Source organism: Roseomonas sp. USHLN139 (genome assembly GCF_037145735.1).
In the GTDB taxonomy this organism is placed as follows: Bacteria; Pseudomonadota; Alphaproteobacteria; order Acetobacterales; family Acetobacteraceae; genus Pseudoroseomonas.
This window is the reverse complement of the sequence record NZ_JBBCWY010000004.1, coordinates 261,863-275,700: the sequence shown is the minus strand read 5'-3', so window position 1 is coordinate 275,700 and position 13,838 is coordinate 261,863. Positions and strand designations below refer to the sequence as shown.

Genomic DNA, 13,838 nt, shown 5'->3' with positions numbered 1-13,838 from the left:
ACCATGGCCAAGCTCGATCCCCGCCGCCTGCCCGCCTTCCTGGCCGATCCTGGCCGCGCCCGCGCCGTGCTGCTGCATGGCGAGGATGCCGGGCTGGTGCGCGAGCGCGCCGACGCCCTGGTGGGTGCCGTCATCGGCGCCAACGACCCCTTCCGCCTAGCCGAGCTGCCGCGCGACATGGCCAGCAAGCCGGGCGCCCTGTCCAGCGAGATGGCCGCCCTCTCGATGACCGGCGGCCGCCGCCTGGTGCGCGTGCGCGATGCCAGCGACGCCCTGGCCGCCGCGGTGAAGGAAGCCCTGGCCGGCCCCGGCGAGGCGCTGCTGGTGCTGGAAGCCGGCGAGCTGCCTGCGAAAGCCAAGCTGCGCGCCCTGCTGGAGCCGCATCCCGACGCCCAGGTCATTCCCTGCTACCGCGAGCGCGGGGCGGAGCTGGCCGGCACCATCGCCCGCATGCTGCAGGAGCAGGGCGTGGCGATCGACCCGCCGGCGCTGGACTGGCTGGCCTCCCGCCTGGGCGAGGACCGCCAGATGCTGCGCCGGGAGGTCGAGAAGCTGTCCCTCTACGCCGGCCAGGGTGGCCGGCTGACCGAGGAGGATGTCCTGGCCTGCGCCGGCGACGGCGCCAGCCTGGACCTGGACGAGGCGCTGGTCGCCGCCACCGCCGGCGACATCCCCCTGGCCGACCGCGCGCTGGAAGCCGCCTTCACCGAGGGCGCCAGCCCGATCGCCGTGCTCCGCGCCGCGCTGCGCCATATCCAGCGGCTGCACCTGGCCTCGCTGTCGGTGGCCGCCGGCGCCTCGCCCTCCGGCGCCATGGAAGGGCTACGGCCGCCCGTGTTCTTCCGCATGAAGGGCGGCTTCGAGGCGGCGCTGCGGCTCTGGCCCCCGCACCTGCTGGAAGCGGCCGGCAGCGCCCTCCTGGAGGCCGAGAAGCGGGGCAAGTCCGGCTCGGCCGCCAGACCCATCCCGGACCGCGTGGTGGCCCAGACGGCCATCCTGACGCTCGCCAGGCAGGCAGTGTCCCTGAAGCGCAGGGGATAGGAAGTCAGGGGCTCCGCCCCTGAAACCTCGCCGGGGTGACAGTGTCACCCCGGACCCCGCCATCAGTTGGCGCTACGAGGCCATCGGCGGGACGCAAAATGAATGTGGGGGTCCGGGGGCATTCAATGCCCCCGGAGTCTTCCCTTACTCCGGCTTCAGCAGCCGGATCAGCCCGTCGAGCTGGTCGAGATCCCGATAGTTGATGGTGATCTTGCCACCCTTGCGCCCATGGCGAATCGCCACCTTCAGCCCCAGCCGGGTCATCAGGTCATTCTCCAGCGCCTTCGTGTCCGCATCGGCCGAGATCGGGCCGGTGGCCGGCTTGATGCGCTCGGCGGCCGCGGCGAGGGCCTCGGTCTGGCGCACGTTCAGACCGCGGGTGATGACCATCTCGGCCAGCTTCACCGGGTCGGGCGCGGTCAGCAGGGCGCGGGCATGGCCGGCCGAGAGGCTGCCGCGCGCCAGCATGTCGCGCACCTTGGGCGGCAGGGCCAGCAGGCGCAGCGTGTTGGCGACATGGCTGCGGCTCTTGCCGACGGCCTGGCCGAGCGCGTCCTGGGTCAGGCCGAACTCGTCGGTTAGGCGCTTGTAGCCCTGCGCCTCCTCCAGCGCGTTCAGGTCCTCGCGCTGCAGGTTCTCGACCAGGGCGGCGGCCAGGGCGGCGCGGTCGTCCAGCTCGTGGACATAGACCGGTACCTCGTGGCGCTGGGCCAGCTGGGCGGCCCGCCAGCGGCGCTCGCCGCCGATGATCTGGTAGGCGCCGGCCTGGCCGGGCTTGGGGCGCACCAGGATCGGCTGCAGCACGCCATGCTCGCGGATCGAGGCGGCGAGCTCGGCCAACCCGTTCTGGTCGATCGGGCCGCGCGGCTGGAAGGGGCCGGGCTCCAGCGCCTCGACCGGCAGGGTGCGCGGGATGCTGGCGCCCGGGCTGGCCGGCGTCACGGCGTTCTGGTCGCCGAGCAGGGCCGACAGGCCCATGCCCAGGCGGGGGGGCTTGCGGCCGCTCATGCTGTCTTGCCCCCACGCAGCCGCTCACGGCGCAGCAGCTCGGCCGCCAGCTTCACATAGGCCTGCGCACCGGTGGAGCGCGGATCGTAGAGCAGCACCGGCAACCCGTGGGAGGGCGCCTCGCTGACCCGGACGTTGCGGGGGATCACGGTCTCGAACACCTTGTCGCGGAAGAAGGCTCGCACATCCGCCGCCACCAGCTCGGAGAGGTTGTTGCGGCGGTCGAACATGGTCAGGACGATGCCGTCCAGCGTCAGGGGCGGGTTCAGCACGCGGCGGACCCGGTCGATGGTGCGGGTGATCTGCGACACGCCCTCGAGGGCGAAGAACTCGGCCTGCAGCGGGATCAGCACCGATTCCACCGCGACCAGCGCGTTCAGCGTCAGCAGCCCGAGCGAGGGCGGGCAGTCGATCAGGATGAAGTCGAACTCGGCCAGCGTCTCGGCGGCGGCTTCCAGGGCCAGGCGCAGGCGATGCTCGCGCTGCTCCATGCCGACCAGCTCGATCTCGGCGCCGGCCAGGTCATTGTCGGCGGGCAGCACGAAGAGGTTGGGCACCTTGGTCGGGCGCATCAGCTCGGCCAGGCCCTTCTGCCCGACCAGCAGGGCATAGCTGCCGGCGCCGCGCTCATTGCGCGGCAGGCCGAGGCCAGTGGAGGCATTGCCCTGCGGATCCAGGTCGATGACCAGAACGCGCTTCTTGGTGGCCAGGGCGGTGGCCAGGTTGATCGCGGTGGTGGTCTTGCCGACGCCGCCCTTCTGGTTGGCCAGGGCGATGCGGCGCAGCGTTGCAGGGGGCTTAGGCGCCGGCACGGCGGATTCCCGACAGTCGGAGGATGGTGGCGTTCGGCTCGGTGCTGCTCTTGAACCGCTCGACCGCCATTGTCCAGCCCGGGGCGGCGGCGGCGAGCTCCTCCTCCGCCAACCGTCCCTTGGGGAAGAGGGCAACACCGTCCGGCGCCAGCAGCGCCTCGGCCCAGGGCAGCATGCGGTCCAGCGGGCCGAGCGCGCGGGCGGTCAGCACGGCGATCGGCGGCAGGCGGACCGCCTCGATGCGCTCGGCATGCACGGTGACATGGGTGAGGGCCAGCTCGCCGGCGACGGTCTGCAGGAAGGCGGCCTTGCGGCGGTCGGATTCGACGAGGTGATAGGGGCGCTCCAGCGCCATGGCCAGCACCAAGCCGGGAAAGCCGCCGCCGCTGCCCAGATCGGCCAGCGGCCCCTGCCCTTCCGGGATCAGCGGCAGCAGCTGCAGGGAGTCGGCGATATGGCGCTGGCGCAGCACCGAGGCGTCGGGCGCGGCGACCAGGTTGATGCGGGCATTCCAGCGCAGCAGCAGCGCGGCGAACCGCTCGAGCCGGACCTCGGTTTCACGTGAAACGGCGACCGGCGGCAGCGGGGTGAAGAGATCCTGTTTCACGTGGAACGTTCCTGCTGACGACGGAGATGGACGGCGAGCGCCGCGAGTGCGGCGGGGGTGACCCCGGCGACCCGGCCGGCGCCGCCCAGGGTCTCGGGCTGCGCCGCGCCGAGGCGCTGCTGCATCTCCCGCGACAGGCCGGGGATGGCCGAGAAATCGATGCCGCGCGGGATGGCGACACGCTCCTCCCGCTCCAGCAGGCGAAGCTCGGCGGCCTGGCGCTGCAGGTAGGGGGCATAGAGCGCCTCGGCCTCCAGCTGGGCATGGACGCCGCGCGGCAGCTCCTGCAGCCAGGGGAAGGCGGCGGCCACGGCGCCGGGCGGCACCTCCGGCAGGGCCAGCACTTCCAGCAAGGAGCGCCAACGGCCATCCTGATTGATCGGGATGCCGGCGGCCTGCAGCGCGGCCGGCGTGCCGCCCTCGGTGCGGGCGCGGGCCAGGGCCTCGGCCAGGGCCGCCGAGAAGGCGCGGAAGCGCGCCGCCCGCTCCGGCCCCACCAGCCCCCAGGCGATGCCCTTCTCCGTCAGGCGCAGCCCGGCATTGTCGGCACGCAGCGCCAGGCGGTGCTCGGAGCGGGCGGTCAGCATGCGGTAGGGCTCGCTCACCCCTTGCAGCACTAGGTCGTCCACCATGACGCCGAGATAGGCCTCGGTGCGGGCGAGCACCTGCCCCTCTCCGCCGCCCGCCAGCAACGCGGCATTCAGCCCGGCCAGCAGCCCCTGGGCGCCGGCCTCCTCATAGCCGGTGGTGCCGTTGATCTGGCCGGCGAGGAACAGGCCGGGGACGGCGCGCAGCTCCAGCGTCGGGCGCAGCGCCCGCGGGTCGACATGGTCGTATTCGATGGCATAGCCCAGGCGCAGGATCTGGGCGCGCTCCAGCCCCGGGATCGAGGCGATGAAGGCACGCTGCACATCCTCCGGCAGGCTGGTGGAAATGCCGTTGGGATAGACCGTCGGATCGTCCAGGCCTTCCGGCTCCAGAAAGATCTGGTGCCGGTCGCGGTCGGCAAACCGGGAGATCTTGTCCTCGATCGAGGGGCAGTAGCGCGGGCCGACGCCCTGGATCTGGCCGGAATGGATCGGCGCCCGGTGCAGGTTGGCGCGGATCAGCGCGTGGCCTTGCGGGGTCGTGGCGGTGATGCCGCACTGGACCTGGCGGTTGGTGATGCGCTCGGTCATCCAGGAGAGCGGCTCCGGCTCCGCATCGCCCGGCTGCATGTCCAGCGCCGCCCAGTCGATGCTGCGGCCGTCCAGCCGCGGCGGCGTGCCGGTCTTCAGCCGGCGCATCGGTAGGCCCAGCGCCTCCAGCGCCAGGGCCAGCCCGACCGAGGGCGCATCCCCCACCCGCCCGGCCGGCTGCCGGGTCTCGCCGATATGGATCTCGCCGCGCAGGAAGGTGCCGGCGGTGATCACCACGGCGCCGCAGGCGATGCGGTCGCCGCCGGCGGTCAGCACGGCCGAGACGCGGCCGGCGGCATCGCGCTCCAGCCCCTCCGCCGCCTCGGCGCGGATGGTCAGGCCGGGCTGCGCGGTCAGCAGCGCCTGCACCGCCTGGCGGTAGAGGGCACGGTCGGCCTGGGCGCGGGGGCCGCGCACCGCCGGGCCCTTGCTGCGGTTCAGCAGCTTGAAGTGGATGCCGGCGGCATCGGCCGCGCGGGCCATCAGCCCGTCCAGCGCGTCGATCTCGCGCACCAGATGCCCCTTGCCCACGCCGCCGATGGCGGGGTTGCAGGACATCTCTCCCAGGGTCTCGAAGCGGTGGGTCAGCAGCAGCGTGCGGGCGCCGCAGCGGGCGGCGGCAGCGGCGGCCTCGGTGCCGGCATGCCCGCCGCCCACCACCACGACATCAAAGTGATTCTCGCGCATGGCGCCGTCTATAGCCCGGATCGCCCGGCGAGGCGCGCACCTTTCCGCGCTACTTGCCGATGCAGAAATCGCCGAAGACGACATCCAGCACCTGCTCGACGCCGATCCGCCCGGTCAGCCGGCCGAGCGCGCGCAGACCCGCGCGCAGCGCCTCGGCAGCGATCTCGGGCAGCGGCGCGCGCCCTGCCTCCTCCAGCCAGGCGGCCGCCTCGGCCAGGGCGGCGCGGTGGCGCGGGCGGGTCAGCACAGCCTCCTCGCTCAGCCAGGCCCGCTGTGCCGCCGCCGCCGCCAGAGCCTCCTGCAGCGCCGGCAGCCCCTGCCCCGTCGCGGCCGAGACCGGCAGCGGAACCTCGCCGCCGATCGTCGCCGGCGCTGGCGCCAGGTCGGTCTTGTTGGCGACCACCAGGGTGCCGGGGGCGAGCAGGCCGAGGGTGGTGGCATCGGGCGGGGCATCGGCGGCGAAGACGGCGATGACCAGGTCGGCCTCCTCGGCGCGGCGGCGGGCGCGGCGCACGCCCTCGGCCTCGATCTCGTCCTCGGTCTCGCGCAGCCCGGCGGTATCGGCCAGCAGCACCGGCACGCCGCCGAGATCGAGCCGCACCTCCACCACGTCGCGGGTGGTGCCAGCGCGGGCGGAGACGATGGCCGCCTCGCGCCCCGCCAGGGCATTGAGCAGCGACGATTTCCCCGCGTTGGGGGCGCCGATGATGGCGGCCCAGAGGCCTTCGCGCAGGCGCTCGCCGCGCTGGCCGTCGGCCAGATGCCCAGCGATCTCGGCGGCCAGGGCCGCGCTGCCGGCGCGCACCTCGGCCTCCAGGCTGTTGGGCAGGCCGTCCTCGGCGAATTCGATGGCGGCTTCCTGATGCGCCAGCAGCCGGGTCAGACGGTCGGCCCAGCCGGCATAGCGGCGGGCCAGGGCGCCGCCGGCCTGGCGCAGGGCCTGGCGGCGCTGGGCGGCGGTCTCGGCGTCGATCAGGTCGGCGATGCCCTCGGCCGCGGTCAGGTCGAGGCGGTTGTTGAGGAAGGCGCGGCGGGTGAATTCGCCGGGCTCGGCCGGGCGGGCGCCCAGGGCGATGAGCGCGGCGCCGACGCCATCGACCACGGCGCGGCCGCCATGCAGGTGCAGCTCGGCCGCATCCTCCCCGGTATAGGAGCGCGGAGCGGGGAACCACAGCACCAGCGCCTCATCCAGCACCTCGTCGCTGTCCGGCTGGCGGAGGCGCCGCAGCGAGGCCTGGCGCGGCGCGGGCAGCCTGCCGGCGAGGCGTTGCAGGATGGCGCCGGTGTCAGGGCCAGAGAGGCGGATGACGGCGATGGCCGCGCGGCCGGCCCCGGAGGCCAGGGCGAAGATGGTGTGCATGGGGTGGGGCCGGCGCTGCTGAGAGACAGAAAGAAGATGGGGGTTCGGGGGAATTCCTTCCCCCGAGCTTGCTTCCCTTCTTACCGTTTCACGTGAAACGAAGCCATCCGAGCCGCTCACGGCCTTCGCCCTTGACGCTGCCGGCGGAGCGTGTCGAATCGCGCCGATGCCACAGCTTTCCTTCCTCACCCCCCTGGGCCCCCTCACCCTCTCCGAGGATGAAGGGGCGATCGTCGCGCTGGACTGGGGCCGCGGTCGCGACCAGGAGGAGACCCCTCTGCTGGTCATGGCGCGCGAGCAGGTCCAGGACTATTTCGACGGCCAGCGGACGGTGTTCGACCTGCCGCTGGCGCCCTATGGCACCCCCTACCAGAAGCGGGTCTGGGCGGCGCTGCAGGCCATTCCTGCCGGCGAGACGCGCAGCTATGCCCAGCTCGCCGCCAGCATCGGCTCGGTGGCGCGTGCCGTCGGCCAGGCCAATGGCTGCAATCCCATCCCCATCATCATCCCCTGCCACCGCGTGGTCGGCGCGGGCGGTGCGCTGGGCGGCTATTCCGGTGGCGAAGGTGCCCCCACCAAGCGGTATCTTCTGGATCTCGAACGGCGCAGCCTGCGTCACGAAGGAGCGCTCCTATGAACCACGCCATCCGCATTCACGAACACGGCGGCCCGGAGAAGATGGTGTGGGAGGAGGTGCCGCTCCCCGCGCCGAAGCCTGACGAGGTGCTGGTGCGGCATGGCGCCGTCGGGCTGAACTATATCGACGTCTATTTCCGCACCGGCCTCTACAAGCTGCCCTCGCTGCCGGCGACGCTGGGGATGGAGGCGGCCGGCACGGTCGAGGCGGTGGGCAGCGAGGTGACCAGCCTCGCGGTCGGCGACCGGGTGGCCTATGCCATGGCGCCGATCGGTGCCTATTGCCAGGCGCGCACCATCAAGGCCGACCGGCTGGTGAAGCTGCCGGAGGGGATTTCCGACACCACCGCCGCCGGCATGATGCTGCAGGGCATGACGGCGCAGTACCTGCTGCGGCGGACCTATCCGGTGAAGCCGGGCGAGACGATCCTGGTGCATGCCGCGGCCGGCGGCGTCGGGCTGATCATGTGCCAATGGGCGAAGCAGCTGGGCTGCACGGTGATCGGCACCGTCTCCACGCCGGAGAAGGCCGAGCTTGCCCGCGCGCATGGCGCCGAGCACGTGCTGATCGCCGGCAAGGACGACCTGCCCGCCCGGGTGAAGGAGATCACCAACGGCGCCATGCTGCCGGTGGTCTATGACAGCGTCGGCCGCGAGACCTTCATGGCCTCGCTGGACTGCCTGGCGCCGCTCGGCATGATGGTGTCCTACGGCAATGCCTCCGGCCCGGTGCCGCCCTTCGATATCGGCGTGCTGGCGGCCAAGGGCTCGCTGTTCCTGACCCGGCCCACGCTGGCGACCTACACCGCCAAGCATGCCGATCTGGTGGCCACCGCAACCGATCTCTTCTCCGTCGTGCTGTCGGGCGCGGTGAAGATTGAGGTGAACCAGACCTATGCGCTGAAGGACGCCGCCGAGGCGCATCGCGCGCTGGAAGGCCGCAAGACCACGGGCAGCACCGTCTTCCTGCCCTGATGATCGGAGGGGGGCCGCCGCCAGGATGGCCCCCCTCCCCGGCCCTCAGCGGAAGTCGAGGGCGTGGCGCAAGACGGCGGCCAGCAGCGCGGCGCGGTCCAGGCCGGGCCGGGCGCGCAGCAGCCACAGCGTCTCCACCTGCTCCACCGGCTCCAGGAAGTCGAGCATGACGCCGTAGTGGCGCAGCCGGGCTTCCTCCATGTCGTGCACCAGCACGGCGGGCGGGTCGCCCCCGGCCTGCAGCAGCGCCGACAAGGCCGCCGCCACCCGGAAGTGGCCATCGACGAAGACCAGCTGCGGCAGCGCGCCACGCTGCGACCAGGCCTCCCAGAAGGTGGCGACATAGCCCGGCCAGCGCGCCAGGGCGCGGCGGTCGCGCGGTCGCCCCCAGGCGATCACCGGGCCGATATCGCCGTGGTGCAGGGTCAGCCGGCCGGCGGCGATGGCAGCGGCCAGCTCCGGCTGACCGGCGGCGGCCTGCAGCCAGTCGGCATCCGATTCCACCGAGACCAGGACGGGAATGTCGCGCCGCACCGCCTCCAGCGTCGAGCCGCCTAGGCCGAACTCGCCATAGCGGGCGAGGCCGGGGTTATCGAGCAGGCGGCGGAAGAACAGCAGCTCGGCCGGCGACAGGCGCGGAAGGCCGATCCGGGCCGGCGGTTTCGCGGGGTTGGTCGCGGTGTCCGACATGGGCGGCGGCTCCGGCAGGGTGCCGCCAGCCTAGGCGGAGGGCGGCAGCGCCTGCCACCCCGCCCGGCCTCACAAGTCAGCGCAGCAGGAAGTAGCGGTAGTTGTAGATGCCGGCGAAGCCCAGCCGGGCGTAGAGCGCCTGGGCCGGCGTGTTGCTGGCGGAGACCTGCAGCCAGCCGGTGCGCGCCCCCTGCCCCTGCCCCCAGGCGGCGCCGGCCGCCAGCAGGCGCTGGCCCAGGCCGCGGCGCCGGAAGTCCGGCGCGGTCGCGATGTCGAAGAAGCCCAGCAGCTGGCCATCGGCGGCGACCTGACCGACGGCCGCGGCGCGGCCCTCGAGGCGCAGCACCAGCCAGGCGGCCGGCAGCAGCATCATCTCCGCCGCCTGCCGCTTCTCGGCGCGGCGCTTCTCGGTCTGGTAGTCGGCGGTCGCCAGCACGGCGAGCCATTCCTCGGTCGGTGCCGGCAGGATCTCCACGGCCGGATCAGCGGCGGCGAAGCCGGCGAGCGGGCCGGCCATCACGACGGATTCGTCATGCTCGGCATAGCCGCGTTCCAGCAGCGCCTCGCGCAGCCCCGGCGGATCGAGCGGGGTGGAGCGGAAGCGCGGCGTCAGCCCCAGCCGGTCATAGGCCCCGGCGATGCGGTCGACGCGCTGGGCCAGCGCCGCGTCGGGCGCCGGGTCGAGCGAGGAGACGGCATTGGCGCGCCCGGTGCCGCCCAGGAAGGCGCGCAGCAGGAAGGGGCCATCGAAGGCAGTGCGCAGCGCCGGTACCGCATTGTGCGACGCGCGTTCGAGCTCGGCCACCGACACGCCCTGCCAGGATTCGCCCTGCATCCCTCTGCCTCTTCGCCCATGATGGAGTGGCTGCAGCCTAGCGCGCCGGGCGCCGCTGACCAGCCGCCGAGCCCTGCCGATCGCAGGGGGCTGGACAGCGCGAGGCGGCGACGCAGCAGGGCTGCGCCCGAAGCGGGGCAGGACAATCCGGTCGAAAGGGGAGAGAATCATGCAGCCGACCTCTGGTCGGCTGAGGCCGCGAAGGCGGCCCGCGCCTTATGGCGCGAAAGCCAAACGCGCGGAGGCGCGCGCCGGCGCCTGAGGCGCAAAACAAATGCAGCCGACCTCTGGTCGGCTGAGGCCGCGAAGGCGGCCCGCGCCCCATGGCGCGAAAGCCAGGCGCGCGGAGGCGCGCGCCGGCGCCTGAGGCACAAAACAAACGCAGCCGACCTCTGGTCGGCTGAGGCCGCGAAGGCGGCCCGCGCCCTATGGCGCGAAAGCCAAGCGCGCGGAGGCGCGCGCCGGCGCTTGAGGGCGGGGAGGCAAAGCCTCCCCGCACAACATCAAGTATTCATCGCGTCGAAGAAGTCCTGGTTGGTCTTGCTGTACTTCAGCTTGTCCAGCAGGAATTCCATCGCGTCCTGGGTGCCCATCGGGTTCAGGATGCGGCGCAGGACCCACATCTTGGTCAGGGTCGGGCGGTCGATCAGCACCTCTTCCTTGCGGGTGCCGGACTTGGTGATGTCGATCGCCGGGAAGACGCGCTTGTCGGACAGCTTGCGGTCGAGGATGAGCTCCGAATTGCCGGTGCCCTTGAACTCTTCGAAGATGACCTCGTCCATGCGGCTGCCGGTATCGATCAGCGCGGTCGCGATGATGGTCAGCGAGCCGCCTTCCTCGATGTTGCGCGCCGCGCCGAAGAAGCGCTTCGGCCGCTGCAGGGCATTGGCGTCGACGCCGCCGGTCAGCACCTTGCCCGAGGAGGGCACGACCGAGTTGTAGGCGCGGCCGAGGCGGGTGATCGAGTCGAGCAGGATGACGACGTCGCGCTTGTGCTCGACCAGGCGCTTGGCCTTCTCGAGAACCATCTCGGTGACCTGCACGTGGCGGGTCGCCGGCTCGTCGAAGGTGGAGGCCACGACCTCGCCCCGCACCGTGCGGGCCATGTCGGTGACTTCCTCGGGCCGCTCGTCGATCAGCAGGACGAGGAGGAAGACGTCGGGGTGGTTCAGGCTGATGCTGCGGGCGATGTTCTGCAGCATCACCGTCTTGCCGGTGCGCGGCGGCGCGACGACCAGGGCGCGCTGGCCCATGCCGATCGGCGCCACCAGGTCGATGACGCGCGGCGTGTAGTCCTTCTGCATCCCCTTGGCGACGGACTCGAATTCCGAGTTCTCCATCTTCAGGCGACGGGTCGGATAGAGCGGCGTCAGGTTGTCGAAGTTGATGCGGTGCCGCAGCGCCTCGGGCGGCTCGAAATTGACGGTGTTGACCTTCAGCAGCGCGAAGTAGCGTTCGCCATCCTTGGGCGCGCGGATCTGGCCTTCCACCGTGTCGCCGGTGCGCAGGCCGAAGCGGCGCACCTGGGCGGGGGAGACATAGATGTCGTCCGGCCCAGGCAGGTAGTTCGACTGCGGCGAGCGCAGGAAGCCGAAGCCATCGGGCAGGATTTCCAGCGTGCCGTCGCCATGGATCGCCTGATCATTCTCCGCCAGCTGCTTCAGGATCGCGAACATCATGTCCTGCTTGCGCAGGATGGAAGCGTTCTCGATCTGCAGGGACTCGGCGAAAGCGAGCAGGTCGGCGGGGCTCTTGGCCTTGAGTTCAGAAAGATGCATGGGTCGGACGCGTTCCGTGCCGGCGGGAGCAGCGGGACATTTGCGAGAAGCCGGCGGCTTGGCCTGCCTGCATGCCGGAACCGCGCAGGCTGCGCAGCCGACCTGTCCCGAATAAGGAGGGATTGTGTCTCGGCAGGAGAATGGATTGGCCCGGAAACCTGGGCGTGACCGATCTCATGCCATCGACGGGAAGCGTTGCGAGGCTAGGGGCCGCGACGCGCTCCCGTCAATGGGTCAAATGAGGCTTTCACACTCCGTTTCAAGCATTTCCGCCCGATTCCTGCGGCCGTTCCGCCGCCGCGGCGGCCGCCGGGCCGTTCCGGGTCAGAAAGGCTTCACGATCACCATGATGACGATGACCAGCATCAGCAGGGTCGGCACCTCGTTCATGACGCGCCAGTAGCGCTCGCTGTGCCGCCGCTGGTCGGCCAGCAGCCCCTTGCGGGCAGCCGCCAGATGCATGTGGAAGGCGGTCATGCCGATGACGCTGGTGAGCTTCAGGTGCCACCAGCCGGCCGACCAGTCGATGACGCCCGGCGTCGCCACCAGGGTCAGGCCGAGCAGCCAGGTGACGATCATCGCCGGGTTCATGATGCCGCGCAGCAGCCGGCGCTCCATCACCTTGAACAGCTCGCTGCGGTCGGAACCGACCGGGCTCGGCGTGTGATAGACATAGAGCCGCGGCAGGTAGAACAGCCCGGCCATCCAGGCGATCACCGCCGAGAGGTGCAGCGCCTTGATCCAGGGGTACCAGCCGGCCAGGGCCTCCATCACGCCACCCCCAGCAGGCCGGCCAGCTCGTCCATGTGGTGGAAGGGCTCGGCGCCCTGGGCGCGCAGCAGGGCTTCCGGCGTCTCCCAGACCAGGGCGAGGACGCGGCAGCCGGCGGCGCGGCCAGCGCGGATGCCCGGTAGGCTGTCCTCGACCACCACGCAGTCTGCCGGGGCCGCGCCGCAGGCCGCCGCCGCCGCCGCCGCCGCGTAGATATCCGGATAGGGCTTCGGCCGGTCGACATCCTGGAAGGAGAAGACGCGGCCCTGGAACAGCGACGCGACGCCGAGGCGCGCCAGCTTGGCCGAGAGCTCGGCGCGCGAGGAATTGGAGGCGCAGGCCAGCGGGATGCCGGATGCCGCCAGCCGCCGCAGCGCCTCGAGCGCGCCGGGCACCGGCACCACCTCGCGCGCCATCCGCTCGGTCAGCGCCCGGCCGATCTGCGCCGGCCAGTCATCGGGGACGCGGCCGAAGCGCTGCTCGATCACCGCCACCATGTCCGGCACCGCCCGGCCCAGGAAGACGTCCTGGCAGAGCTCCGGCGTCACCGGGAAGCCGCGGCCGGCCAGGTCGTCGGCCACCACCTGGGCGGCCAGTGCCTCGCTGTCGGCCAGCACGCCGTCGCAATCGAAGAGGATGGCGCGGGGCGGGGTCATGGGCATGCGGCGGGCCTTCTGGCAGGGAACGAGCGAGGGGAAAAGCGGGGGCGGGGCGCGCGGCCGGCATGCCACGCCTCGCCCGGAAAAGCAGCCCCGCTGGCCCGCTTCTCCAGCCTTGCGCGGGCGATGGCGGGTCTTTCCTTGTCCTGCGCCACCGCTTTGCCTAGGTGATGGGGCTGAATGGCCGCGGCACCTGCGCCGCCGATGATGAATCTGAAAAGAAGTGAAAAGAAGCCGGTGATGAACGATCAGAGCAAGCCCAGCGACACCGAAGCCCAGCAGGGCCAGCCGGAGGCCCCGGTCGACGCCCAGGCGCGCATCGCCGAGCTGGAGGCGGAAATCGCCCAGCTCAAGGACCGCTGGCTGCGCTCGGAGGCGGAGATGCAGAACCTGCGCAACCGCACCAAGCGCGATGTCGAGGATGCCCGCAACTACGCGGTGCAGAAATTCGCCCGCGACGTGGTCGAGGCGGCCGACAACCTGCGCCGCGGCCTCGACGCCCTGCCGGCCGCGCAGGAGGGCGAGGCCGAGCTGCTGGGCAAGCTGCGCGGCGGCTTCGAGGGCGTCGAGCGCGCCTTCATCGCCATCCTGGAGCGCAACGGCGTGACCCGGCAGGAAGCCGCCGGCAAGCCCTTCGACCCCGAGCTGCACCAGGCCATGGCGCAGCAGCCGCCGCCGGAGGGCGTCGCCGCCGGCACCGTGCTGCAGGCCTGGACCCCGGCCTGGCTGCTGAACGGCCGCCTGCTGAAGCCCGCCATGGTCGTCGTGGCCGGCGAGGGCGTCTCCGAGACCGCCTGACCC

General features: G+C 72.0%; 14 protein-coding genes. 4 read left to right on the top strand and 10 right to left on the bottom strand.

Annotation, left to right across the window (positions count from 1 at the left end):
- Positions 1-3: 3 nt before the first annotated feature.
- Positions 4-1,041: a DNA polymerase III subunit delta gene (holA, locus tag WFI16_RS14120; protein ID WP_419898449.1), complete on the top strand. Its 1,038-nt coding sequence runs from the start codon at positions 4-6 to the stop codon at positions 1,039-1,041.
- A gap of 144 nt (positions 1,042-1,185) precedes the next feature.
- Here holA and WFI16_RS14115 read toward each other — a convergent pair whose 3' ends face one another.
- The 5 genes from WFI16_RS14115 to mnmE are packed head-to-tail and all read right to left on the bottom strand — an operon-like array spanning position 1,186 to position 6,693.
- Entirely contained in the window at positions 1,186-2,049 is an 864-nt protein-coding gene (locus WFI16_RS14115; RefSeq protein ID WP_419898448.1) for a ParB/RepB/Spo0J family partition protein, read from the bottom strand.
- A complete protein-coding gene (locus WFI16_RS14110) occupies positions 2,046-2,861 on the bottom strand; it encodes a ParA family protein (protein WP_419898447.1) in 816 nt (271 codons plus the stop codon). Before WFI16_RS14110 ends, WFI16_RS14115 begins: the two co-directional genes overlap by 4 nt.
- A complete protein-coding gene (gene rsmG / locus WFI16_RS14105) occupies positions 2,848-3,468 on the bottom strand; it encodes a 16S rRNA (guanine(527)-N(7))-methyltransferase RsmG (RefSeq protein WP_419898446.1) in 621 nt (206 codons plus the stop codon). Before rsmG ends, WFI16_RS14110 begins: the two co-directional genes overlap by 14 nt.
- Positions 3,465-5,333: a tRNA uridine-5-carboxymethylaminomethyl(34) synthesis enzyme MnmG gene (mnmG, locus tag WFI16_RS14100; RefSeq protein WP_419898445.1), complete on the bottom strand. Its 1,869-nt coding sequence runs from the start codon at positions 5,331-5,333 to the stop codon at positions 3,465-3,467. The genes rsmG and mnmG overlap by 4 nt, the downstream gene beginning before the upstream one ends.
- Positions 5,334-5,382: 49 nt before the next feature.
- On the bottom strand, positions 5,383-6,693 hold the full coding sequence (gene mnmE / locus WFI16_RS14095; protein WP_419898444.1) for a tRNA uridine-5-carboxymethylaminomethyl(34) synthesis GTPase MnmE: 1,311 nt from the start codon (positions 6,691-6,693) through the stop codon (positions 5,383-5,385).
- A 166-nt stretch (positions 6,694-6,859) separates the two neighbouring features.
- Here mnmE and WFI16_RS14090 point away from each other — a divergent pair, with 166 nt between their 5' ends.
- Both WFI16_RS14090 and WFI16_RS14085 read left to right on the top strand, forming a co-directional pair.
- A complete protein-coding gene (locus WFI16_RS14090; RefSeq protein ID WP_419898443.1) occupies positions 6,860-7,330 on the top strand; it encodes a methylated-DNA--[protein]-cysteine S-methyltransferase in 471 nt (156 codons plus the stop codon).
- Positions 7,327-8,304 carry a quinone oxidoreductase family protein gene (locus WFI16_RS14085; RefSeq protein WP_419898442.1) on the top strand — a complete coding sequence of 326 codons (978 nt, stop codon included), beginning with the start codon at positions 7,327-7,329 and terminating at the stop codon, positions 8,302-8,304. Before WFI16_RS14090 ends, WFI16_RS14085 begins: the two co-directional genes overlap by 4 nt.
- 45 nt (positions 8,305-8,349) lie before the next feature.
- On the opposite strand, the gene WFI16_RS14080 is transcribed toward WFI16_RS14085, so the two are convergent.
- From WFI16_RS14080 to WFI16_RS14060, 5 genes are all read right to left on the bottom strand, one after another.
- Entirely contained in the window at positions 8,350-8,994 is a 645-nt protein-coding gene (locus tag WFI16_RS14080; protein WP_419898441.1) for a hypothetical protein, read from the bottom strand.
- A 76-nt stretch (positions 8,995-9,070) separates the two neighbouring features.
- Entirely contained in the window at positions 9,071-9,829 is a 759-nt protein-coding gene (locus tag WFI16_RS14075) for a GNAT family N-acetyltransferase (RefSeq protein WP_419898440.1), read from the bottom strand.
- 503 nt (positions 9,830-10,332) lie between these two features.
- Positions 10,333-11,607, bottom strand: coding sequence for a transcription termination factor Rho (gene rho / locus WFI16_RS14070; protein WP_419898439.1), 1,275 nt, complete (start codon positions 11,605-11,607; stop codon positions 10,333-10,335).
- A 324-nt stretch (positions 11,608-11,931) separates the two neighbouring features.
- Positions 11,932-12,378 carry a protoporphyrinogen oxidase HemJ gene (hemJ, locus tag WFI16_RS14065; protein WP_419898438.1) on the bottom strand — a complete coding sequence of 149 codons (447 nt, stop codon included), beginning with the start codon at positions 12,376-12,378 and terminating at the stop codon, positions 11,932-11,934.
- Positions 12,378-13,040, bottom strand: a complete 663-nt coding sequence (locus tag WFI16_RS14060) for an HAD family hydrolase (protein ID WP_419898437.1) — start codon at positions 13,038-13,040, stop codon at positions 12,378-12,380. Before WFI16_RS14060 ends, hemJ begins: the two co-directional genes overlap by 1 nt.
- A 237-nt stretch (positions 13,041-13,277) precedes the next feature.
- Here WFI16_RS14060 and WFI16_RS14055 point away from each other — a divergent pair, with 237 nt between their 5' ends.
- On the top strand, positions 13,278-13,835 hold the full coding sequence (locus tag WFI16_RS14055; RefSeq protein WP_419898436.1) for a nucleotide exchange factor GrpE: 558 nt from the start codon (positions 13,278-13,280) through the stop codon (positions 13,833-13,835).
- Positions 13,836-13,838 lie beyond the last annotated feature (3 nt).